Source organism: Amycolatopsis sp. NPDC028719 (assembly GCF_055565395.1).
This window is the reverse complement of sequence record NZ_JBVHUL010000001.1, coordinates 880,342-901,391: the sequence shown is the minus strand read 5'-3', so window position 1 is coordinate 901,391 and position 21,050 is coordinate 880,342. Positions and strand designations below refer to the sequence as shown.

General features: G+C 71.3%; 19 protein-coding genes. 12 read left to right on the top strand and 7 right to left on the bottom strand.

The genetic code is table 11. The annotated features are described in order from the left end of the window. Positions 1-34 precede the first annotated feature (34 nt). Genes ACZ4TR_RS04455 through ACZ4TR_RS04440 form a run of 4 tightly spaced genes read left to right on the top strand, consistent with a single transcriptional unit; the run spans position 35 to position 3,110 of the window. On the top strand, positions 35-1,453 hold the full coding sequence (locus ACZ4TR_RS04455) for a M1 family metallopeptidase (RefSeq protein ID WP_465285713.1): 1,419 nt from the start codon (positions 35-37) through the stop codon (positions 1,451-1,453). A gap of 42 nt (positions 1,454-1,495) precedes the next feature. Next, positions 1,496-1,978, top strand: a complete 483-nt coding sequence (locus tag ACZ4TR_RS04450) for a hypothetical protein (protein WP_465285712.1) — start codon at positions 1,496-1,498, stop codon at positions 1,976-1,978. Between the two features lie 18 nt (positions 1,979-1,996). Beyond that, the gene (locus ACZ4TR_RS04445; RefSeq protein ID WP_285477085.1) at positions 1,997-2,308 is read left to right on the top strand and encodes an antibiotic biosynthesis monooxygenase family protein; all 312 of its coding nucleotides are present in this window, start codon (positions 1,997-1,999) and stop codon (positions 2,306-2,308) included. Beyond that, positions 2,301-3,110 (top strand): SIR2 family NAD-dependent protein deacylase, encoded by an 810-nt coding sequence (locus tag ACZ4TR_RS04440; RefSeq protein ID WP_465285711.1) that lies wholly within the window; start codon positions 2,301-2,303, stop codon positions 3,108-3,110. Before ACZ4TR_RS04445 ends, ACZ4TR_RS04440 begins: the two co-directional genes overlap by 8 nt. A 135-nt stretch (positions 3,111-3,245) precedes the next feature. Here the strand turns inward: ACZ4TR_RS04440 and ACZ4TR_RS04435 are convergent, their stop codons facing one another. After that, complete coding sequence (locus ACZ4TR_RS04435; RefSeq protein ID WP_364526773.1) at positions 3,246-4,205, bottom strand: endonuclease/exonuclease/phosphatase family protein; 960 nt, start codon at positions 4,203-4,205, stop codon at positions 3,246-3,248. Positions 4,206-4,366: 161 nt separating this feature from the next. Here ACZ4TR_RS04435 and ACZ4TR_RS04430 point away from each other — a divergent pair, with 161 nt between their 5' ends. Together ACZ4TR_RS04430 and ACZ4TR_RS04425 are read left to right on the top strand one after the other, a co-directional pair. Beyond that, positions 4,367-5,350 (top strand): ATP-binding cassette domain-containing protein, encoded by a 984-nt coding sequence (locus tag ACZ4TR_RS04430; protein ID WP_465285710.1) that lies wholly within the window; start codon positions 4,367-4,369, stop codon positions 5,348-5,350. Continuing rightward, a complete protein-coding gene (locus ACZ4TR_RS04425) occupies positions 5,347-6,153 on the top strand; it encodes an ABC transporter permease (RefSeq protein WP_364526777.1) in 807 nt (268 codons plus the stop codon). Before ACZ4TR_RS04430 ends, ACZ4TR_RS04425 begins: the two co-directional genes overlap by 4 nt. Positions 6,154-6,223: 70 nt before the next feature. Here the strand turns inward: ACZ4TR_RS04425 and ACZ4TR_RS04420 are convergent, their stop codons facing one another. Further along, entirely contained in the window at positions 6,224-9,388 is a 3,165-nt protein-coding gene (locus ACZ4TR_RS04420; RefSeq protein ID WP_465285709.1) for an AfsR/SARP family transcriptional regulator, read from the bottom strand. A gap of 160 nt (positions 9,389-9,548) precedes the next feature. Between ACZ4TR_RS04420 and ACZ4TR_RS04415 the strand changes: the two genes are divergently transcribed. The 3 genes from ACZ4TR_RS04415 (at position 9,549) to ACZ4TR_RS04405 (ending at position 12,080) form a co-directional block, all read left to right on the top strand. Next, the gene (locus ACZ4TR_RS04415) at positions 9,549-10,982 is read left to right on the top strand and encodes a M1 family metallopeptidase (RefSeq protein WP_465285708.1); all 1,434 of its coding nucleotides are present in this window, start codon (positions 9,549-9,551) and stop codon (positions 10,980-10,982) included. A 70-nt stretch (positions 10,983-11,052) separates the two neighbouring features. Continuing rightward, the gene (pcp, locus tag ACZ4TR_RS04410; protein WP_465285707.1) at positions 11,053-11,691 is read left to right on the top strand and encodes a pyroglutamyl-peptidase I; all 639 of its coding nucleotides are present in this window, start codon (positions 11,053-11,055) and stop codon (positions 11,689-11,691) included. Next, positions 11,688-12,080 carry a hypothetical protein gene (locus ACZ4TR_RS04405; RefSeq protein ID WP_465285706.1) on the top strand — a complete coding sequence of 131 codons (393 nt, stop codon included), beginning with the start codon at positions 11,688-11,690 and terminating at the stop codon, positions 12,078-12,080. Before pcp ends, ACZ4TR_RS04405 begins: the two co-directional genes overlap by 4 nt. Here ACZ4TR_RS04405 and ACZ4TR_RS04400 read toward each other — a convergent pair. Then, entirely contained in the window at positions 12,077-12,739 is a 663-nt protein-coding gene (locus ACZ4TR_RS04400) for an Ig-like domain-containing protein (RefSeq protein WP_465285705.1), read from the bottom strand. The genes ACZ4TR_RS04405 and ACZ4TR_RS04400 overlap by 4 nt on opposite strands. 135 nt (positions 12,740-12,874) lie before the next feature. Here ACZ4TR_RS04400 and ACZ4TR_RS04395 point away from each other — a divergent pair, with 135 nt between their 5' ends. Then, positions 12,875-13,339: a YbaB/EbfC family nucleoid-associated protein gene (locus ACZ4TR_RS04395; RefSeq protein ID WP_465285704.1), complete on the top strand. Its 465-nt coding sequence runs from the start codon at positions 12,875-12,877 to the stop codon at positions 13,337-13,339. 4 nt (positions 13,340-13,343) lie between these two features. Here ACZ4TR_RS04395 and ACZ4TR_RS04390 read toward each other — a convergent pair whose 3' ends face one another. Beyond that, positions 13,344-15,056 carry an Hsp70 family protein gene (locus ACZ4TR_RS04390; RefSeq protein WP_465285703.1) on the bottom strand — a complete coding sequence of 571 codons (1,713 nt, stop codon included), beginning with the start codon at positions 15,054-15,056 and terminating at the stop codon, positions 13,344-13,346. Between the two features lie 195 nt (positions 15,057-15,251). After that, positions 15,252-17,810, bottom strand: a complete 2,559-nt coding sequence (locus ACZ4TR_RS04385) for an ATP-dependent Clp protease ATP-binding subunit (RefSeq protein WP_364526791.1) — start codon at positions 17,808-17,810, stop codon at positions 15,252-15,254. A gap of 338 nt (positions 17,811-18,148) precedes the next feature. Here ACZ4TR_RS04385 and ACZ4TR_RS04380 point away from each other — a divergent pair, with 338 nt between their 5' ends. Beyond that, on the top strand, positions 18,149-18,922 hold the full coding sequence (locus tag ACZ4TR_RS04380; RefSeq protein WP_465285702.1) for a (2Fe-2S)-binding protein: 774 nt from the start codon (positions 18,149-18,151) through the stop codon (positions 18,920-18,922). A 97-nt stretch (positions 18,923-19,019) separates the two neighbouring features. Here the strand turns inward: ACZ4TR_RS04380 and ACZ4TR_RS04375 are convergent, their stop codons facing one another. After that, on the bottom strand, positions 19,020-19,586 hold the full coding sequence (locus ACZ4TR_RS04375) for a TIGR03086 family metal-binding protein (protein ID WP_465285701.1): 567 nt from the start codon (positions 19,584-19,586) through the stop codon (positions 19,020-19,022). 111 nt (positions 19,587-19,697) lie between these two features. On the opposite strand from ACZ4TR_RS04375, the gene ACZ4TR_RS04370 reads away from it, so the two are divergent. Further along, positions 19,698-20,465 (top strand): AraC family transcriptional regulator, encoded by a 768-nt coding sequence (locus ACZ4TR_RS04370; protein ID WP_465286293.1) that lies wholly within the window; start codon positions 19,698-19,700, stop codon positions 20,463-20,465. A 107-nt stretch (positions 20,466-20,572) separates the two neighbouring features. Here ACZ4TR_RS04370 and ACZ4TR_RS04365 read toward each other — a convergent pair whose 3' ends face one another. Next, complete coding sequence (locus ACZ4TR_RS04365; RefSeq protein WP_285477099.1) at positions 20,573-20,923, bottom strand: histone-like nucleoid-structuring protein Lsr2; 351 nt, start codon at positions 20,921-20,923, stop codon at positions 20,573-20,575. Positions 20,924-21,050 lie beyond the last annotated feature (127 nt).

Sequence of the window (21,050 nt, the reverse complement as noted above, 5' to 3'; positions counted from 1 at the left end):
GAACGATCGCGGAGCATGACCTAGGCTGGGCCGTATGCGCCGCCGACTCGCCGCCCTCGCCTTCTGCGCCGCGGTGATCGTCGCCGCGGCCTGCGGCGGTGACGCCGTCACGGCGCCCCTCCCGCTGAAACAACCGGCACCCGACATGCATCCGGCGCCGGGCGCGGCCGGCGCCGGTGATCCGTATTACCCGGACGACGGCAACGGCGGCTACGACGCCCTGAACTACCACGTCGACGCGACCTACGACCCGCCGAGCGGCCACCTCGACGGCGACACGACGGTCACCGCGAAGGCCACCCAGGACCTGAGCCGGTTCGACCTCGACCTGCGCGGGCTCGACGTCCACAGCGTCGAGGTCGACGGGCAGCCGGCGCACTTCGCCCGCGAGAAGGCGTTCGAGCTGGTCGTCACGCCGGCGGCACCGATCCGCGCCGGGACGACGTTCCGCACCCGCGTCCGCTACGGCGGCGACCCGGCGAAGACACCCCACGACGGCGGCAGCGAGAACGGCTGGCAGCACTCGGCCGACGGCGGCGCGTACATGGTCGGCGAGCCGCACTCGGCGGCGTTCTGGTACCCCGTGAACGAGACCCCGCGCGACAAGGCGTCCTTCACGCTCACCGCGCACGTCCCGGCCGGCTGGACGGTGGTCTCGAACGGCCGGGAGGGCCCGCCGGGGACGTGGACGGAGCCCAACCCGGTGGCGAGCTACCTGACGACGATCGCGATCGGCAAGTTCGCTGTCGACAGGTCGACGTTGCCGGACGGCACCCCGGTCGTCACCGCGTACGCGCCCGGCACCGAGGACCGCCGCGCGATCGGCGGCCGCCTGCCCGAGGTGCTCGGCTTCCTGAGCGGCAAGTTCGGGCCGTACCCGCAGTCGGCGGCGGGCGGGATCTTCCTGGACGAGGACGTCCGCTTCTCGCTGGAGACGCAGACGCGGCCGACGTACGCGAAGTGGGCCGACCTGCCGACGCTGGTGCACGAGAACGCCCACGAGTGGTTCGGCGACTCGGTGTCGCTGCGGAACTGGTCGGACATCTGCCTGAACGAGTGTTTCGCGTCGTATTCGCAGTGGCTGTGGGCCGAGCGCGAGGGCCAGAGCCTCGACGACCGCTACCGCGCGGCGATCGAGATCACCCGCGGCAGCACGGACTTCTGGGCGCAGAAGCTGGTCGGCATGGGCCAGGGCCACGAGTTCGAGGGCGTGTACAACAAGGGCATCCTGGCGCTGCACGCGTTGCGCCGCCGCCTCGGCGACCCGGCGTTCAACCGCCTCCTGCACGACTGGCCATCCCGCTACCGCCACGGCAACGCGTCGTGGTCCGACTTCGAGACGATGGCGACGCAGGTGAGCGGCCAGAACCTGCGGTCGTTCTTCGACGAGTGGTTCCGCGGCACGAAGCTCCCGGCGGACGCGGACCTCTTCCCGGGCTCACTGCGCAGCTGAACGGGCCTTCTCCCGCCGTCGCGAAGTCGCCATGATGGACCGATGGCCGACGACGAGCTGGTGTGCCCGCACTGCGACTCCATCGGGGAACCGGACGCCGTGCGCTGTCCCCGGTGCGGCGTCACGATCTCGATCACGCCGCGGGGCGCGACGCGGATCCACGTCGTCGGCCAGGACGCCATCGAGGTGGAGGCGGTGTCGCGGCAGCTGTCGGCGAGCGCGTTCGAGCGGCGCGAGGCCCGGCGGCTGCGGTCGCCGTGGTTCTCCGGCCTGTTCTACCTGACCGTCGTGGTCGTGGTGGTCGCCCTGCTGCTGGTCGCGGGTCGCGTCCTCGCGCTCTGGGCCCTTCCGGTCGTGGTCGTCGGCGCCGTGCTCCTGGTCACCGTCGTCGGCGCGTTCCAGCTGCGTGCCGACGACCGGCTCGCCGAGCGGAACTTCGTCAAGCTCATGGGCGACGTCGTGCGGCGGCTGCCGCTGCTCTTCACGCGGGCCCGCGCGGACCGGCAGGATGACCAGAGCGGCTGAATCCGTACGCTGGACGGCATGAGTGTCGTGAAGATCAACGCGATCGAGGTCCCCGAAGGCGCCGGCCCCGAGCTGGAGAAGCGGTTCGCCGCCCGGATGCACTCCGTCGACCAGCAGCCCGGGTTCCTCGGGTTCGAGCTGCTGCGCCCGGTTTCCGGCGAGACGCGCTATTTCGTCTACACGAAGTGGGAGACGGAAGAGGCCTACCAGGCGTGGGCCAAGGGCGGCCCGGCCGCGGCGGCGCACTCGGGTGAGCGGGCCAAGCCCGTGTCCACCGGGGCGAACCTGCTGGAGTTCGAGGTCGTCCTCGGTTCGCAGCCGGGTGAGTGACGCTCTCGGCCGGGCCGCGGAGCTCCTGGACGGCGCCGGCGCGCTGTTGATCTGCGCCGGCGCCGGGATGGGCGTCGACTCCGGGCTGCCGGACTTCCGCGGCGGCGAAGGGTTCTGGCGCGCGTACCCGCCGTACGCCCGGCTGGGGCTGCGGTTCGAGGAGCTGGCCGACCCGCGGCACTTCGCCGACGACCCCGAGCTGGCCTGGGGTTTCTACGGCCACCGGCTGAACCTGTACCGGAAGACCGTGCCGCACGACGGTTTCCGGCTGCTGCTCGGCTTCGGCCCGCCCGGCGGCACCCGCGTCTTCACGTCCAATGTGGACGGTCAGTTCCAGGAGGCGGGCTTCGAGCACGTCGCCGAGGCGCACGGCTCGATCCACCACCTGCAGTGCCTTTCCAGGTGCACATCGGACATCTGGCCCGCCGACGTCGAAGTCGCCATCGACGAAGAGACGATGCGGGCGGTGCCGCCGCTGCCGTCGTGCCCGCGGTGCGGCGGGCTCGCCCGGCCCAACATCCTGATGTTCGGGGACTTCGACTGGGTCCCGGACCGCAGCCAGGCCCAGCTCGACGAGCTGACGACGTGGCGCCGCACCGCGCGTGACCTCGTGGTGGTGGAGCTGGGCGCGGGCCAGGCGGTCCCGACGGTCCGCCGCTACAGCGAACTGGCGAGCGCGGCGACCGGCGCGCTGATCCGCATCAACCCGCGTGAGCCGGAGATCCGCCACAATCGCGGCGTCTCGATCCCGGCCGGGGCGCTGGAAACGCTGCGGGCCCTCGTGAGCGGAAAACAGGGTTAGAGCGAACGGGCATTTGGTGACCTACTGCCCGATGGATCAGGCCTTGAGGCCAGTTCGGCTCGCGGTTTCCGCGAGCGAGCCGCAGGTCGGCAAAAGACGGTTCGCCCGAACACTGTTTGCCGCTCACGACCGGCGTCACGGCAGACGGACTTCGGCGAACACCGCCCGGTGGTCGCTGCCCGCGACGTCGAACACCCGGTAGTCCTGGACCGCCGCCCGGTTGTCGACCACCACGTGGTCGATCGTCACCACCGGCGACGACGACGGCCACGTCGGCGCCAGCCCCGAGCCGCGTTCCTCCGCCGCGTCGTTGTAGCCGCGGGACAGCACCGTCCGGAACGCCGCGTGGTCCAGCGTCGCGTTGAAGTCGCCCGCCAGGATGCGCAGGCCGTGCTCGCCGGCCGCGCGGGAAAGGTCCTTGATCTCGCGCTCCCACTGCGGGGTGTCGACGTCCGGGGAGATCGGGTGGACGGCGACGATCTCGGCCACCACGCCGTCGCCGAGGTCGGCCTGCGCACCCGGCTGCTTGGCCGCCGAGTCACCCGTCAGGTTGACCTCCTTCAGCGGGAAGCGCGACACGATCCCCGAGCCGAACGCGCCGGGCGCCGGGTGCAGCACCCGGTACGGCAGGGCCTCGAACAGCCCGGCCGCGGTCAGGCCGTCGACCGCGCGGGGCGTCAGCTCGACCAGGTTCAGCACGTCGATCCGCTGCTCGCGCACCAGGTCGACGACGGCTTTCGGGTCCGCCTGACCGTAGAGGAGGTTCGAGGCGAGCACGCGCAGTGTCTTGCCGTGCACTTCGCGTTGCTCGCTCGCCGACAGCCGCGGCAGCACCAAAACGGCCAGCACGATGGCCAGCACCAGCGCGGTCCCGCCGACCCACCAGCGCCGCAGCGCCAGCGCCAGCCCGCCGAGCAGCACGCTCGCGGCCGCCACGTACGGCGTGAGCGACAACGCGACGAGGGTGTACCAGCCGCCGTCGTAGCCGATCAGGCGCAGCGCGACCAGGGCCGCCAGCGGCACCAGCGGTACCACCAACAGGGCCGTGACCAGCGGATACTTCCGCCGGACTCGCGTCTCTTCCGCAACGGTCATGTGCCGAGTATGCCGAGACCGCGGCGGCCCGGCCCCGGCGCCGGCAACTCCTCCACAAGATCTCCACCAGCGGCTGCCAGCGGCTGCCAGCGCGCTGTGCGTGCCCTGCCAGCGCCGGCCGACACAGTGAAGCCAATAGCGACAGTGAAGGAGGAACGCCCATGTCGCACGCGATCCAGGCCGAGGGCCTGGTCAAACACTTCGGGGACACCAAGGCGCTCGACGGGGTGGACCTCGAGGTCCCGTTCGGGCAGGTCGTGGGGGTGCTCGGGCCGAACGGCGCGGGCAAGACGACCGCCGTCCGCATCCTGGCGACGCTGATGAAACCGGACGCCGGCAGAGCGACCGTCGGCGGCTTCGACGTCGTCACCGACCCGGTGCGGGTCCGCAGCCTGATCGGGCTGACCGGGCAGTACGCGTCGGTCGACGAGGACCTCAACGGCATCGAAAACCTCGTCCTCATCGGACGGTTGTACGGCCACTCCCGCGCCCAGTCCAAGGCCCGCGCCGTCGAGCTGGTCGAGCGGTTCGAGCTGGCCAAGGCGGCCAAGCGGCCGGTCCGGACCTACTCGGGCGGCATGCGGCGGCGGATCGACCTGGCGGCCAGCCTCGTCGGCCGGCCCGAGGTGCTCTACCTCGACGAGCCGACCACCGGGCTCGACCCGCACGCCCGCAACGAGGTCTGGGACGTCGTCCGCGGCCTGGTCGCCGAGGGCGCGACGGTGCTGCTGACCACGCAGTACCTGGAGGAGGCCGACCAGCTGGCCGACAAGATCACCGTGTTCGACCACGGCCGCGTCGTCGCCGACGGCCGCGCCGACGAGCTCAAGCGCCGCGTCGGCGGGCAGACGCTGCAGGTCCGGCCGACCCAGCTGTCCGACATGGACGCCGTCAACCGGATCCTCGGCGACCTCACCGGCGTGCACCCGACCCGCGACAACGCGACCGGGCTGCTCACCGCGCCGGTCAACGACCCGGTGCTGCTGTCCACCCTGGTCCGCAAGCTGGACGAAGCGGGGATCACCGCGGACGAGCTGGCACTGCGGCTGCCCAGCCTCGACGAGGTGTTCCTCGCCCTCACCGGACATGCGGCCGAAGAGTCCACTGAGGACATCACCCGCGATCTCGAAGGGAGCCTGGCATGACGACGCTGGCGCTCGACCGCCCGGCCCCGCCGCGGCACATCAGCCCCGCCAAGGGACTCGGCCACGCGCTGTCGCTGGCCTGGCGCGGCATCCTGAAGATCCGCAAGAACCCCGAACAGCTCGCCGACGTCACCCTGATGCCGATCATCTTCCTGGTGATGTTCGTGTACCTGTTCGGGGGCGCGCTGTCCGGCTCGACCGACGCGTACCTGCAGATGGTCGTGCCCGGCATCATCGTGATGAACATCCTGCAGGCCTGCCTCTCGGTCGGCACGAACCTCAACACCGACATCACCAAGGGTGTCTTCGACCGGTTCCGCAGCATGCCGATCGCCCGGTCGGCCCCGCTGATCGGCGCGGTGCTGGCCGACGTCGTGCGGTACGTCGTCTGCCTGGTCGTGCTGATGGTCGTCGCGACGATCATGGGCTACCGGATCGCGACCAGCCCGGGCGAGTTCGCGGTGGCGATCCTGCTCGCGCTGGCGTTCGGGCTCTGCTTCTGCTGGGGCTCGGTGTTCGTCGGCATGGTGATGAAGTCGCCGGGTTCGGCGCAGGCCCTGATGTTCGTCTTCATCATGCCGCTGACGTTCGGCAGCAACGTGTTCGTCCAGACGTCGACGATGCCGGGCTGGCTGCGGGCGTGGGCGGACATCAGCCCGGTCAGCCTGATGGCGGACGCGCTGCGCGGCCTGATGAACGGCGGCGCCGTCGCCGGTCCGCTGGCCGGGGCGCTCGCCTGGATGGCCGGCGCGGTGATCGTGTTCTTCCCGCTGGCCACCTGGGCCTACCGCCGGCGGGTCTGAGAAGGCGCCGGCACACGGGGGTGAGTCGCGCCAGGGGGAGCTGAAGGGGACGTCCGCGAGGACGTCCCCTTCAGCTTATTGCCGTGTAGACCTCGGCGATGGCGTCCTCTTTGGACATGGCACGCACCGACGCGACCAGTTCTTCGTACCGCGCGTCGGAAAGCTCCGCGCGCAGGTGGGCGATCAGCTCGCGAACCTCCGGGCTGCCGAGGTCGAACCGGCCGCGGATCAGCGCCGACGTCGCCAGCAGGCGAGCCGCCTCGACCGGCCGGCCCTGCTCCCCGCGCACCAGCGCCAGCAGCTCCACGGCGCCGGCGAGATCCGGCATGTCGCCGCGGTCGCGGGTCGCCAGGATCGCCTTGGTCACGTGCGCTTCGGCCTGCTCGGGCCGGTGCTCGGCCAGCGCGAGCCGCCCTTCGAACGCGCTGACCCACTCCACGCCCATGCCTTCGGGGAACGCGGTCTCCCACGTCAGTGCCTGGAGCCGGGCAAGTGCCGCGCGCGCATCGGCCAGCCGCCCGCCGCGCAGGCACAGCTCGATCCGGCCGAACATCAGGATCGCCCGCTGCTGCGGGTTTTCGACCCCCTGCCCGTAGCGCTCGGCGGCCTCGTGGTCGCGCCACGCGCCCTCGATGTCCCCGACCCGGGCGCGTTCGACGGCCAGGCGCCACCAGTGCTGGACGACGTCCTCCCGCGAGCGCAGCTCCATCGACAGCGCCAGCCCCTGCTGGTACACCTCGATCGCGCTCTCGCCCTCGCCGTCCTGCGACAACGCGTTCGCCTTGAAGCTCAACGTCATCGCCGTGCCCCAGCGGTCGCCGACCTCCCGGAAGCCCGCGTACGCCAGGTCCCGCGCCCGGTCCGCGCCCTCGATGTCGCCGGCGTCGTCGAGCAGGAAGCTCTCGACCCAGAACCCGCCCGCGCGGGTCCACGGGTCGTCGGCGGCCTGCGAGCGGCGCACCTCCCGCATCGCCAGCTCGCGGTCGCCGCCGAGGAACGCCAGCATCGGCAGCGCCACCGCCAGCCCCGGGTACTTCCCCACCGCGCCGGTGCGGACGCACTCGTCGATCAGGTCGCGGACGCCTTCGAACGGGAACCGGGACGGCATCTGGTGGAACAGCCGTGTGATCGCGCGGTACGCCGCCAGGACGTCCGGGGGCAGCCGGTCACCGAACCCGAGCACCGCGTCGATGAACTCCTCGGCCCGTTCGCCCTGCCCGAGGATGGTGAAGTACCAGAACAACCCGTTGAGCAACCGCACCGAGATGTCCACTTCGGACATCTCGATGGCCGTGCGCAGGGCACCGGTCAGGTTGGCCGACTCCGCCTCGTAGACGTCGATCGCGGACAGCTGCTCGCCGGTGCGCAGCAACGGTTCCGCCCACTCGGCCAGGCCGACGTAGTAGAGCGCCATCGCGCGCTGGAACGCGTCCCGCTCGCCGGACTCGGCGAGCCGCTCGGCGGCGTAGGCTCGCAGGGTCTCCAGCATCCGGTACCGCGGCTCCCCGCCCCGGTTCACCGTGTCCACTATGGACTTCTCGACGAGCGTGCCGAGCACGTACGGGACGTCGACGGCGGGCAGCAGCTCGTCCGCGCAGACCCGCTCGACGGCGTCCATCGGCGCACCGCTGGGGAACACCGCGAGCCGCCGCGCGAGCACCAGCTCCGGCTCGGTGAGCAGGTCCCAGCTCCACTCGACGACCGCGCGCAGCGTCCGCTGCCGCGGCAGCGCCGTGCGGCTGCCCGAGGTCAGCAGCCGGAAGCGGTCGTCGAGCCGGGCGGCGATCTGGGCCGGCGTCATCGACCGCAGGCGCGCGGCCGCCAGCTCCAGCGCGAGCGGCATCCCGTCGAGCCGGCGGCAGATCTGGCCAACGTCGTCCACAGTGGACTCATCGAGCACGAAGTCCGGCCGGACCGCGCTCGCCCGGTCGAGGAACAGCCGCGTCGAGTCCAGCTCGGCGGCTTCGGCGGGCGCCGCGCGTTCGGCGGGCACGGGCAGCGGCCCGAGCGGGCAGAGCGCTTCGCCGGTGATGGCCAGCGGCTCCCGGCTGGTCGCGAGGATCCGCAGCCCGGGCACCCGGCTCAGCAGTTCGTCGGCCAGGTTCGCGGCCGCGTCGATGACGTGCTCGCAGTTGTCCAGCACCAGCAGCGCTTCCCCGCCGGCCAGCACCTCGACGGCGTGGCCGAGCAGGTCCGGCCGCCGCCGCACCTCGGTGTCGGCACTGCGGATGTCGCGCACCTCCAGCGCGCTGACCACCGCGCCGACGACGTCGGCGGAATCGCGGACGCCGGCCAGCGGCACGAACCAGACCCGGCCGCGCGCGTGCGCCGGGTGCCGCGACGCCGCCTCGGTGGCCAGCCGCGTCTTGCCCGCCCCGCCCGGGCCGGCCAGGGTGACCAGCCGGGCGCCGCCGAGCAGCTCGGCCAGCAGCTTGAGCTCGTCGTCACGGCCGATGAAGGTGGTCAGCCGGGTCGGCAGCCGGTCGGTGACCGGCAACGGCGGCGCGAACTCGCCGCGCAGCGCGGCGAGGTGGATCTCCTGCAGCTCGGCCGACGGGTCGACGCCGAGCTCGTCGGCCAAGGTGCGGCGGATCCCGGTGTAGACGGCCAGCGCCTCCGACTGGCGCCCGGCCGCGCAGAGCGCGCGGATCCGCAGCCCGGCCAGCCGCTCGCGCAGCGGATCGGCGTCGGCCGCGGCGGCCAGGTCGGCGAGGACGCCGGCGTGCTCGCCCAGCCGGATCAGCGCGTCGAACCGGTCTTCGGCCGCCTCGGCCCGCAGCTCGGTGAGCCGGCGGGCGGGCGCGGGCGCGAACGGCGCGTCGAGGACGTCGGCGAGCGCGCCGCCGTGCCAGAGCCCGAGGGCTTCGGCCAGCAGCTCGGCCGCGCGGGCGTCCCGGCCCGCGGCGAGCTCCCGGCGGCCGTCGGCGGCGAGTCGTTCGAACCGCTCGGCGTCGACGTCTTCGCTGGCCACGGCGAGCCGGTAGCCGCCCGGGCCCGATTCGACGGCCACCGGCAGCGCCTTCCGCAACCGGGAGACCAGCGACTGCAGGGCGTTGGCAGCGTCGGCGGGCGGTTCGGCACCCCAGAGGCCGTCGACGAGCGCGTCGGCCGGGACGGCGCGCCCGGCGTCCAGCGCGAGCCTGGCCAGGAGCATGCGGAGGCGGGCGCCGCCGATGTCGATCGGCGTGCCTTCGTCATCGGTCGCCCGCAGCGGGCCCAGCAGCGCGACGCGCATGCGTCCAGCTTTCCAGACCACGCCGGGGCGCCGGGGGCGGATGGCCGGAGCGGCACCGACGGAAGTGCTGATCTTCCGGACAAATGCGACATCACCCCGCCGGATGGCACCTTTGTGGCGATACGTTGCGATTTCACGTCCACCCCAGACAGGAGCGTTCATGAGGGGACAGAAACCGGTCGTGCTCGCCGCCGCGCTGCTCACCGGCATCTGCTTGAGCAGCGGGGTCGCGGCCGCCGGGAACGACTGGGGCGCCGCGAAGCCGGGCAGCGACGGCGCCGGCGACAGCTACTACCCGCAGGACGGCAACGGCGGCTACGACGTCGCCGACTACGACCTGAAGGTGAGCTACGACCCCGCGTCGCACCAGCTCAAGGGCGCGCAGGACATCTCCGCGCGGGCCACGCAGGCGCTCAGCTCGTTCAACCTCGACTTCCGCGGCCTGACCGTCGACTCGGTGAAGGTCGACGGCCGCGACGCGAAGTTCAGCCGGACCGGCGACCACGAGCTGGTCATCACGCCGTCGCGCTCGCTGCGGCGCGGCGAGCACTTCGAGGTCCGGATCGGCTACCACGGGGTTCCCGAGCCGATCGACGACCCGGTGCTCGGCAACAACGGCTGGCAGTACGCACGGGCGGGCGGCGCGTTCGCCGCCGGCGAGCCGAGGTCGGCCACCACCTGGTACCCGGTCAACGACACCCCGCTCGACAAGGCCACGTTCCACCTCGCGATCACCGTGCCCGACGAGTGGGGCGTGATCGCCAACGGCCGCGAGAAGCCGTCGTTCAAGGCGCCGGGCGGCACCACGCACGTCTGGGCCGAGGAAACGCCGATCGTGCCGTACATGACGACGGTCGCGATCGACAAGTGGACCTTCGACCGGCAGAAGCGCAAGGACGGCACGCCGATCGTCAGCGCGTTCGCCCCGGGCGTGCCCGACTCGACGAAGCAGGCCGAGGCGCGGCTGCCGGAGATCCTCGACTTCCTCGAGTCGAAGTTCGGCAAGTACCCGATCGACGCGGCGGGCGGCATCTTCCTCAACGAGCAGATCGGCTTCTCGCTGGAGACGATGAGCCGGCCGATCTACTCCGCGGGCTGGGCCGGCACGGTGCCGACGATCGTCCACGAGAACGCCCACCAGTGGTACGGCGACTCGGTGGCCGTGTCGCACTGGCGCGACGTCTGTCTCAACGAGTGCTTCGCGTCGTACGCGACGTGGCTCTGGGACGAGGCGAAGGAGGGCGTCGACCTGAACAAGCAGTACGCGGACGACGTCAAGAAGGCGTCGACGGCGTTCTGGAACGGCAAGCTGTACGACATGGGGCCCGGCAAGGAGTTCACGTCGGTGTACTCCAAGGGCCCCATGATGCTGCACGCGCTGCGCAACTACGTCGGGCAGCCCGCGTTCGACCGGGTTCTCAAGACCTGGCCGTCGCTGCACCGCGACGGGAACGCGAGCATGCAGGAGTTCCAGCGGTACACCGAGAAGGTCGCGCACAAGGACCTCCAGGGGTTCTTCGACGCCTGGGTGTACGGCGCCGGCAAGCCCGCCGACCAGTACCTCTTCCCGGGTGGCCTGAAGCCCGCCGCCTGAGTGGTCCCTGAAGTGCCGTCAAGGCCACCTGACGCCCGTAAGGTGGCCTTGACGGCTTTCGGGAGGACGTATGGCCAGGGTGCTGATGACGGGGTTCGCGCCGTTCGGCGGGGAGCCGGTGAACCCGTCGTGGCAGGCGGTTTCCCTGCTCGGCGCGCGCCGGGCCGACATCGCCGCGGTGGAGCTGCCGTGCGAGTTCGCCGCGTCGCTGCCCACGCTGCGGCGCGCGGTCGAGGAGCACCGGCCGTCGCTGGTGGTGTGCGTGGGCCAGGCGGGCGGCCGCCTCGACGTGACGCCGGAGCGCGTCGCGATCAACCTGATCGACGCCCGCATCCCCGACAACGCGGGTGCGCGGCCGGTGGACGTCCCGGTGGTCCCCGACGGCCCGGCGGCGTACTTCACGACGTTGCCGGTGAAGGCGTGCGTGGCGGCGATCCGCGCGGCGGGCGTGCCGGCGTCGGTGTCCCACACCGCGGGGACGTACGTGTGCAACCAGGTCTTCTACGGGCTGATGCACCTGCTTTCGACCCTGCCGGGGGTCCGCGGCGGGTTCGTCCACGTCCCGTTCAGCCCCGAGCAGGTGGCGGCGTCCGGCAAGGCGGCGCCGTCGCTCGGAGTCGACCGCGTCGCCGACGCGCTGGAGGTCCTGGTGGACACGGCGTCGAAGACGACGGCGGACTTGACCGTCAGCGCGGGCGCGGAGCATTGACGACGCCGCGGGTACTCGTCGCGGTAGGGGCGATCGGTGGGCTCACCGGCGCCGCCACCGGTCTCTTCTGGGTCGTGATGTCCGGCCGCTACGACCGGGTGTGCGACGGCGGCGAAGAAACCTGCGGGCTCGGCGTGTGGCTGCTCGGCCTGGTCGTCTTCTTCGCGACCGTCGCCGGATCATCGCTGCTCACCGGGTTCGCCGTCAGCATGACGCGCATGGGGCCGAAGGCGCCGATCGTGCTGACCGCCTCGCTGGCGCCCCTGGCGTCGGTGGTGGTCTACAACGTCACCGGTGCCCTCGGCGGGTACCGGATCGCTTTGCTGGCCGTGGTTTCCGCACTTCTGCACGTCGGCGTGGCGCGGGCGGCCCGGATCAGCGTCCGCTAGCCGCCGCGGCCGGTGAGCTCCACGAACGACGCCGGGCCCGGGACGTTGTGGTGCACCGTCAGGTCGGCCACCCGGTCGCCGGTCCACGCCGGCGTGAAGCTCACGACGAGCGTGCACCGCCTGCCCGGTGCCACGTCGACGCCGGCGCACGCGCTCGCGTCCACGGAGAACTCCTTGCTGTCCAGCTCGATCCCGCTGATCCGCAGCGGGCCGGCGCCGACGCTGCGGACCGCCACCGCGCAGGTCGTCGTCGTGTGCACGGGGGTCGTCCCGCACGCGACCGACTCCGGGACGAGCAGCGCCGCCGGATCCGCGGCCGGCCCCACCGGGAACGTCGCCGGGCGGCCGCGGACGACGTCGAGCACGGTCACGCCGGTCACCGTCAGGACCAGCGCACCGACGGCCAGCAGCACGATGGCGATCGCCTTGATCCCGCGGGCGGCGCTGCCGTCCTTGGCGGTGAACCCGCCGGCCGCCAGCACCGTGACGACCAGCGTCGAAACCAGCGTCGCGTTCGGCCCGGCACCGATCGCCGCCGGGACGAGCGTGCCGAGCAGCGACGCCGCGACCGTGACGGCGAATCCGGTCCAGGAGAAGCGTTTCGCTTCGCGCAGCTGCCTCCGCACGGTCGGCGCGTGAGGCTTCGTGACGGTGCTCATGCAGGTAAGAGCGCCGGCCGTCCCGGGCAGGTACGAGCATCGCCCGTTCGGCCGTACGCCGGGCGCTCCGGTGATCTGACGCACACCCTCCGCGAACCACTCCGACGAGCGGCTGAACGGTGTTTACATGACGGGATGGCCGCCCCACCACCGAAACCGGACCGCGACGCCCTCCTGGACGAGCTGTCCGCGCTGTCGGCGACGGCGACGTCCGCCGACGGCGCCGTCTCGCTGTCGGTCAACACCGACGGCGTGCTGACCCGGCTGCGGCTCTCCGACGCCGTCTCGCGGATGTCGCCGGACGAGATCGCCGACGCCGTCCTGCGGACCTACGTCGAGGCGCAGCGGGACTCGGCGAAGCGGACCGGAGAACTGCTGGCGCCCCTGGGCAGCGGCGGCTACCTGATGGACCGGCTGCGCTGGCGGATGCGGTTCGAGCCGGCTCCCGCTCCTTCGTCTTCGGTCCCGCGACGCGAAGAGCGGACCGACTCGGTGCTGAAGGACCGGTCCGCCGAAGCGCCGGCCGTCGCGCCGCCACCCGGCCCGGTGGCGGACGACGACTTCTACCGCCAGGGCCCGCGGATGGACCAGGCCTGGTGAGCTGTCAGGCGGGTTTGAGCTCTCCCGTGAAGTAGGCGACGAGGTCCGGGGCGCTCCGCGCACGGTCGATCGAGATGTAGAGCCCGGCCGCCCGGCGATCGTCCGCCCCGAAGAGCACGATCCCGGCGAAGCTGCCGGCACCGGCGACGTACCGGCCGTGCAGCCCGCCGCCGTCCCAGGTGCCGCGCTCGACGCTGCCGTCGCCCATCTGCAGCTTCGCGCCCGCCTCGATCTCCTGGACGGTCACGCCCTGGTAGTAGCTGACGGCGGCGCCCTTGCCGAACCCGCAGGTGACGGCCGCCTGGGCGTGCACCAACTGGGCCACCGAGTCGGCCTGCCGGCAGCTGGCGCGGTCCGGGACCGTGCCGGCCAGCGAACGCAGGCACGGGGTGAACCCGGCTGGATCGCGCTGGGCCGTCGTCGTGCAGTCCACAGTGGACTCGGCTGCGGACTCGCCCTTGGTGGCGAGGACGATCACGGTCACGACGATCGCGACGACCACGAGCACGGCGAGCGCGATGAGCCACGGCTTTCGGTTCTTCTCCGGCTTCGGCGGCGGCGCGTACTGAGGCGGCCGTTGTTGCTGCTGCCAGGGTTGCGGCCGCGGCGGCGTCACGGGCGGGCGGACCGGCGCGAAGGCGGGCACGGTGAGGTCGGCGGTGTTCCCCAGCGGGACGTGGTGGAGACCGAACGCGACGGCCGTCTCGGGCTGGTCCTGCGTGGTCGGCGTGACGCCGAGCTGGCGCCCGAGCAGCGTGGCCAGCAACGGCATCCGGCTCGGCCCGCCGACGAGGTAGACGCCGGCGAGCTGCGCGGGGGTCAGGCCGGCGCGGTGGATCGTCGCGGCGAGCAGTTCGGCGCTGCGCAGCAGGCTGGGCCGCACGAGCGCTTCGAGCTCGTCGCGGCTGACCAGGACGTCCCCGAACGGCTCGGGCATCGGCACGTGGGTCCGGGTGTGGCGGGAGAGGCTTTCCTTGGCGTCGCGGACGTCCTGCAGCAGCGCGCGCCGGGTGCGGCGGTCGGTGGTGGACTGCGGACGCAGAAGCCGTTGCCACTGCGCGGGATCGGCGTGCGAGACCGAGCGTCCGATGTGCACGAGCAGGGCCTGGTCGATGTCGAGGCTGCCGAGGTCGGGCAGGCCACCTTCGGCGAGCACGGCGAAGCCCTGCTGGGACACGCCGACGACGGCGCAGTCGAAGGTGCCCGCGCCGAGGTCGTAGACGCCGATGGGGCCGGTGTTCCGGTGGCCGATGCTCGCGTAGTGCGCGGCCGCGGCGACGGGCTCGGGAATCAGCCGGACATCGCCGAGCCCGGCCTTGGCGGCGGCGGTCCGGATGGCGTCCTGCCGGGAGCCGCCCCAGCCGGCGGGGTGCGAGATCCGCGTCTGCCCGGGCGGCCGGCCGAGCTGCCGTTCGGCTTCCTCACCCATCCTCCGCAGGACGGCGGCGAAGGCATCGGTGATCTCCACTGTGGAATCGCCGAGCCGCAGGACGCCTTCGTCGATGCGCCGCTTGGGGTTGGGCTCGAACCGGCTGGGATCGATTCGAGCCCGCCGTTCGGCATCCTGCCCGACGACGAGCAGGCCGTCCTCACCGGCGAAGACGGCGGAGGACATGGTGACGGACCCATCGACCTCGATGGCCCGCGGCCCGCGCCCGAAGGCGGAGAGTACCCCGACGGTGCTGGAAGTCCCGAAGTCGATCGACAGCACGTCCACGCGGATTCCCCTCCCGAGCCCGCGGGCATCGTCTCACGCGCCCCAATGTGGCCTTCGGTGCGTCTGACGCACCCAAGGCGGCATTGGGTGCGTCAGACGCAACCAAGGCCACATTGGGGCGCTCGGAACCCCGGACAGCGAGAAGGGCGGCTCCCCTTCCGGGGAACCGCCCTCCTTCACGTACTGCTCAGCCGATCACTCGTTCTCGGCTTCGCCGCTCTGCTCCTCGTGGCCCGCGCCGATGCTGACCGGCGGGGCGTCCGGGATCGAGGACGGCCGGCGCTCACCGCGGAAGGTGAACCGCGCCTGGTCGTCCTTGTCCTCGGGGTTGCCGCTCCAGCCCTCGACGTCGACCAGGATGATCTGGCCGGGCTCGACCTCGCCGAAGAGGATCTTCTCCGACAGCTGGTCCTCGATCTCGCGCTGGATCGTGCGACGCAGCGGCCGCGCGCCCAGCACCGGGTCGAAGCCGCGCTTGGCCAGGAGAGCCTTGGCCTTCGCCGTCAGCTCCAGCTCCATGTCCTTCGCGCGCAGCTGGGTCTCGACGCGGCCGATCATCAGGTCGACCATCATGATGATCTGGTCCTGCGTCAGCTGGTGGAACACGATGATGTCATCGATCCGGTTCAGGAACTCCGGGCGGAAATGCTTCTTCATTTCCTCGTTGACCTTCTGCTTCATCTTCTCGTACCGGGTGCCGGTGTCGTTGGACCCGGCGAACCCGAGCGAGACGGACTTCGAGATGTCCGAGGTGCCCAGGTTGGACGTGAAGATGAGGACCGTGTTCTTGAAGTCGACCGTGCGGCCCTGACCGTCGGTCAGGCGGCCGTCCTCCAGCACCTGCAGGAGCGTGTTGTAGATCTCCTGGTGCGCCTTTTCGATCTCGTCGAACAGGACCACCGAGAACGGCTTGCGACGCACCTTCTCCGTCAGCTGGCCGCCCTCTTCGTAGCCGACGTAGCCCGGAGGGGCACCGAAGAGCCGCGAAGCGGTGTAGCGGTCGTGGAACTCGCCCATGTCGATCTGGATGAGCGCGTCGTCCTCGCCGAACAGGAACGCCGCCAGCGCCTTGGAGAGCTCGGTCTTACCGACACCGGACGGGCCGGCGAAGATGAACGAGCCCGACGGGCGCTTCGGGTCCTTCAGACCGGCACGCGTGCGGCGGATCGCCTGCGAGACCGCCTTGACCGCGTCCTCCTGGCCGATGATGCGCTTGTGGAGCTCGTCCTCCATGCGCAGCAGCCGGGTGGTCTCCTCCTCGGTCAGCTTGAACACCGGGATGCCGGTCCAGTTGGCCAGCACCTCCGCGATCTGCTCGTCGTCGACCTCGGCGACGACGTCGAGGTCGCCGTCCTTCCACTGCTTCTCCCGCTCGCCCTTCTGGCCGAGGAGGGTCTTCTCCTCGTCACGCAGGCGGGCGGCCCGCTCGAAGTCCTGCGCGTCGATCGCGGACTCCTTGTCGCGGCGGACGTTCGCGATCTTCTCGTCGAACTCGCGCAGGTCCGGCGGCGCGGTCATCCGGCGGATGCGCATCCGGGCGCCGGCCTCGTCGATCAGGTCGATCGCCTTGTCCGGGAGGAACCGGTCGTTGATGTACCGGTCCGCCAGGGTCGCGGCGGCGACCAGCGCCGAGTCGGTGATCGAAACGCGGTGGTGCGCCTCGTACCGGTCACGCAGGCCCTTGAGGATCTCGATCGTGTGCTCCAGCGACGGCTCGCCGACCTGGATCGGCTGGAACCGGCGCTCGAGGGCGGCGTCCTTCTCGATGTACTTGCGGTACTCCTCGAGCGTGGTCGCGCCGATCGTCTGCAGCTCACCGCGGGCGAGCATCGGCTTCAGGATCGAAGCCGCGTCGATCGCACCCTCGGCGGCACCCGCCCCGACCAGCGTGTGCAGCTCGTCGATGAACAGGATGATGTCGCCGCGGGTCTTGATCTCCTTGAGCACCTTCTTCAGGCGCTCTTCGAAGTCACCGCGGTAGCGGGAGCCGGCGACGAGGGAGCCCAGGTCCAGCGTGTAGAGCTGCTTGTCCTTGAGCGTCTCGGGCACCTCGCCCTTGACGATGCTCTGCGCGAGGCCCTCGACGACGGCGGTCTTGCCGACGCCGGGCTCGCCGATGAGCACCGGGTTGTTCTTGGTCCGGCGGGACAGTACCTGCATGACCCGCTCGATCTCCTTGCCGCGCCCGATGACCGGGTCGAGCTTGCCCTCGCGGGCGAGCACGGTCATGTTGCGGCCGAACTGGTCCAGCACCAGCGACGACGACGGGGTGCCTTCACCACGGCCGCCGGAACCGGTTTCGGTGGACTCCTTGCCCTGGTAGCCCGAGAGCAGCTGCAGCACCTGCTGGCGGACGCGGTTCAGGTCCGCACCCAGCTTGACCAGCACCTGCGCGGCGACGCCCTCGCCCTCGCGGATCAGGCCCAGCAGGATGTGCTCGGTACCGATGTAGTTGTGGCCGAGCTGCAGCGCTTCGCGCAGCGACAGCTCCAGCACCTTCTTCGCCCGCGGCGTGAACGGGATGTGCCCGCTCGGCGCCTGCTGGCCCTGGCCGATGATCTCCTCGACCTGCTGGCGCACGCCCTCCAGGGCGATGCCCAGCGACTCCAGCGCCTTGGCGGCGACACCCTCACCCTCGTGGATCAGACCCAGGAGGATGTGCTCGGTGCCGATGTAGTTGTGGTTGAGCATCCTGGCCTCTTCTTGAGCCAGGACGACCACCCGCCTCGCGCGGTCGGTGAACCTCTCAAACATGTGCACTCCCTCGACTGCTGCGCCGGCGGCCCGTTTCCATCGTGCTTTCACCGCGATGGATTCAGCACCGTGAGACCACTCTAGTAGCCAAGCGGTCGCGCTGGCGTACCACTACGGCTGTTCGCGGTCTTTCCCGCACCCGGACGTGGGGTCTTCCGGATGCTTACATCTTCAGGTTGCCCTGCACCTTTACGTCAACCCCAACGTGCGAACGGCCACCCGGATTCCGCCATCCGCGCGGTGTCCGCTCACCGCGAACAGGTCCGCACCCTGGAAGTGACCGGGGTGACAGCCACTCGATCGGCGCAGTCCTGTTAGGTTAGGCATACCTGAGGAGGATGTCGTTGACCCAGCCGAGCACCCGCGAGACGGCGGACGGCCTCGCGCCGTCCCTGCGGCGGCTCGGCCTGCGGCAAGACGTCCCGGAGGGCTGGATCCGCTGCTCAGCCGCCCCTGAGTTCTTCGGAGAGTGGAGCACTCGCCTGACCGGCTGGCTGGCGCGCGAGTACGGCGAGGCACCGCCCCGGACGGCCGACGCGTACCTGATCGCGTGGTACTTGCACGTCCCGGCGCAGATCGGCGCGCTCCTGCTGCACCACGAGCGACGGGTGCCCTCGCTCCGGCCCGCGGACCTGGCCTTCCACGTCGGCGGGGGTCAGCCGTACCCGGACGCCCTGGCGGTGCTCGGCGACGAGTTCTGCTGCTTGCCGACCGACCAGGCTTCGGCGGCCCGGGGAGCGACAGTGGTCCGCGACGAGCGAGCCCTGGCAGCGGTCCTCCGTGCCCGCTACACGGCACACGCGGCCGAGTTCATCCGGGCGTACGGGCCGCACAGCCGTTTCGGCAGCCGGACACTCTGGGCCGCGGCGACCGACGCCCTGGAGAACGCCCTGTGGGGAGCGGGCCGGGCGGGCGGAACCCCGGAGTCGGAGGGCGCGGGCGTCGCCGACGCGGCGTTGGTGCTCGACGCGCGGTACCCGCCGCTGACGTCGGCGTCGACGCTGCGCCTGGCGGACCGCGAGTGGACGCGGCGCCGCGAGAGCTGCTGCTTCTCGTACCTGCTCCCGGCAGAGCCGGAGTGCACCGGCTGCCCACGCACCTGCTCCCGCTGAGCTCAGAGCGCCCCAAGGCCACATTGGGTGCGTCTGACGCACCCAAGGCGGCCTTCGGTGCGTCAGGCGCACCGAAGGCCACATTCGGGCGCTTGGGTCACCTCCAGGCTGGGTCCCGCCCCGAGGCTCCCAAAGCCCGCTCCAACGCCGAAGCGTCCGAAGGCACCGCAACCGCCGGCCCATAAACCCCCATCGACCGCGCCTGCTCACCCATCGCCACCGCGGACTCGTACACCGCCGTCGCCGCCTCCGGAGCGCAGCGGAGCTCGTGCCCGCCGGCCCGGGCCAGATCCCACCCGTGCAGGACGAACTCGCCCAGCACCATGTCGCCGACCACCGACGACGGCATCCGCGCCGTGCCCAGCGCCGTCATGCCCTCCCACGCCGACGGCGTCCCGAACACGTCCACGAGCGTCTCCGTCTGCTTCTCCAGCGCCGCGCGCCAGTCCTCCGTGACCAGCGACGACTCCGCCTCGCCCGCCCCCGGCGACGGTGGGTCCTCGCGGCGGCCCGCAGCCACGAGCCACGGCCCCCAGTACAGAAGGTGGTTGAGCAGCCCGCGGACGTCGTAGCCGGCGCACGGCGTCGGGGCGGAAAGGTCGGCCACGGCGTGGGCGACCCGGAGGAATTCGGCCGCGGCGGGCCGCATGAGCTCGGCAGTCATCCCGCGATCCAATCCACCCACCGAGAGGCCGTCTTGAAGGAACGCGACAGCTAACGTGAACGCGTGCACCGGATCCCGCGCGGCATCGTGGCCGAGGCCACCGCGCGCACGATGTTCACGCTGACCAGGCACGCACCCGCGCCCGAACTCGCCGAGTTCGTCGAATACCACTGGGTGCTGCGCTGGGACCTGCGCGGCAAACCGCCCCACGAACAGCGCGTACTGCCGAACCTCTCGGTGCACGCGACGTTCTTCCCCGGCGCGTCCGGTGTGTACGGCCCGGCCCACGACGTCTTTTCCCACCACCTCGAAGGCCGCGTCCAGGGCTTGGGCGTGCGTTTCCGGCCCGGGTGCTTCCGCGCGTTCCTCGGCGGCCCGGTGAGTGACATCGCCGACCGCGCTGTCCCGCTCGTCGACGTTTTCGGGCCGAAGGCGATCGAAGCCGCGGAATCGGTGCGGACCGCGGCCGATGACGCGCAAATGGTCCGCGCGATCGACAACTTGCTGATCGCAAATCCCGCCGAGCTGTCGGCCGCCGCTCGGCGAGCCGCCGAGGCCGTGGAATCAATCGCACGGGATCCGGGAATTACCCGGGTGGCCCAACTCCGCGCGGATACTGGACTGACCACCCGGTCCCTCCAGCGACTGTTCGCCGAACACGTCGGCTGCACGCCCAAGTGGGCAATCCGGATATACCGCCTCAACGACGCCGCACAGCGGATCGCCGCGGAAGTAGAGCCGGATTACGCCGGTCTGGCGGTTCGACTGGGCTATAGCGACCAATCGCACTTCATCCGCGATTTCCGCGCCGTGACGGGTCAGCCGCCCGCCGAGTACGCCCGGACGGCGCGACGGACACCGGACAGTGATCGGACATGAAGAAAGCCGCCGGGCGAATTCGCCCGGCGGCCTCTGCTGGAACCCCGCTTCGAGGAGTTTCCCCAGCTCTCCCGGTGACCTGCGGCCCCCGGAGAGCTGAAGAATCCTCAGTTCTTCTTGTGGTAGGCCTCGACGACCTCGGACGGGATCCGGCCCCGGTCCGAAACGGCGTAACCGTTCTTGCGCGCCCACGCCCGAATGGCCTGGTTCTGCTCGCGGTCGACGGCGGCGGGACGGGCGGAACCCTTACCCGAGACCGGGCGCACCGAAGCGCGCTTGCGGCCACCCGCGCGACGCGCGTGCTCGACATACTGGGCGAGGGCGTCCCGCAACTCCTCGGCGTTATCCGAAGAGAGGTCGATCTGGTAGCTGACGCCGTCCAAACCGAACTCGACGGTCTCTTCCGCCTCACTGCCGTCGAGGTCGTCGACCAGCGAGACGAGCACCTTCTGTGCCATCCGATTCCTCCTGCGGGGACTTGCGCAATGATCTGGTTACGGGGCGAGCCCCGGGACAGCAGTCTTTGTCTAGAACATTAGTACCCGCTTCTGGAGGACAGCGCAAATCTCATTGCGGTAAACGACA

Bases quoted from the DNA above. Each gene is read 5' to 3' on its own strand.
- ACZ4TR_RS04455 (WP_465285713.1), top strand. From the start codon at position 35: ATGCGCCGCCGACTCGCCGCCCTCGCCTTCTGCGCCGCGGTGATCGTC.
- ACZ4TR_RS04450 (WP_465285712.1), top strand. From the start codon at position 1,496: ATGGCCGACGACGAGCTGGTGTGCCCGCACTGCGACTCCATCGGGGAA.
- ACZ4TR_RS04445 (WP_285477085.1), top strand. From the start codon at position 1,997: ATGAGTGTCGTGAAGATCAACGCGATCGAGGTCCCCGAAGGCGCCGGC.
- ACZ4TR_RS04435 (WP_364526773.1), bottom strand. From the start codon at position 4,205: ATGACCGTTGCGGAAGAGACGCGAGTCCGGCGGAAGTATCCGCTGGTC.
- ACZ4TR_RS04430 (WP_465285710.1), top strand. From the start codon at position 4,367: ATGTCGCACGCGATCCAGGCCGAGGGCCTGGTCAAACACTTCGGGGAC.
- ACZ4TR_RS04425 (WP_364526777.1), top strand. From the start codon at position 5,347: ATGACGACGCTGGCGCTCGACCGCCCGGCCCCGCCGCGGCACATCAGC.
- ACZ4TR_RS04420 (WP_465285709.1), bottom strand. From the start codon at position 9,388: ATGCGCGTCGCGCTGCTGGGCCCGCTGCGGGCGACCGATGACGAAGGC.
- ACZ4TR_RS04415 (WP_465285708.1), top strand. From the start codon at position 9,549: ATGAGGGGACAGAAACCGGTCGTGCTCGCCGCCGCGCTGCTCACCGGC.
- pcp (WP_465285707.1), top strand. From the start codon at position 11,053: ATGGCCAGGGTGCTGATGACGGGGTTCGCGCCGTTCGGCGGGGAGCCG.
- ACZ4TR_RS04400 (WP_465285705.1), bottom strand. From the start codon at position 12,739: ATGAGCACCGTCACGAAGCCTCACGCGCCGACCGTGCGGAGGCAGCTG.
- ACZ4TR_RS04395 (WP_465285704.1), top strand. From the start codon at position 12,875: ATGGCCGCCCCACCACCGAAACCGGACCGCGACGCCCTCCTGGACGAG.
- ACZ4TR_RS04385 (WP_364526791.1), bottom strand. From the start codon at position 17,810: ATGTTTGAGAGGTTCACCGACCGCGCGAGGCGGGTGGTCGTCCTGGCT.
- ACZ4TR_RS04380 (WP_465285702.1), top strand. From the start codon at position 18,149: ATGTCGTTGACCCAGCCGAGCACCCGCGAGACGGCGGACGGCCTCGCG.
- ACZ4TR_RS04375 (WP_465285701.1), bottom strand. From the start codon at position 19,586: ATGACTGCCGAGCTCATGCGGCCCGCCGCGGCCGAATTCCTCCGGGTC.
- ACZ4TR_RS04370 (WP_465286293.1), top strand. From the start codon at position 19,698: ATGTTCACGCTGACCAGGCACGCACCCGCGCCCGAACTCGCCGAGTTC.
- ACZ4TR_RS04365 (WP_285477099.1), bottom strand. From the start codon at position 20,923: ATGGCACAGAAGGTGCTCGTCTCGCTGGTCGACGACCTCGACGGCAGT.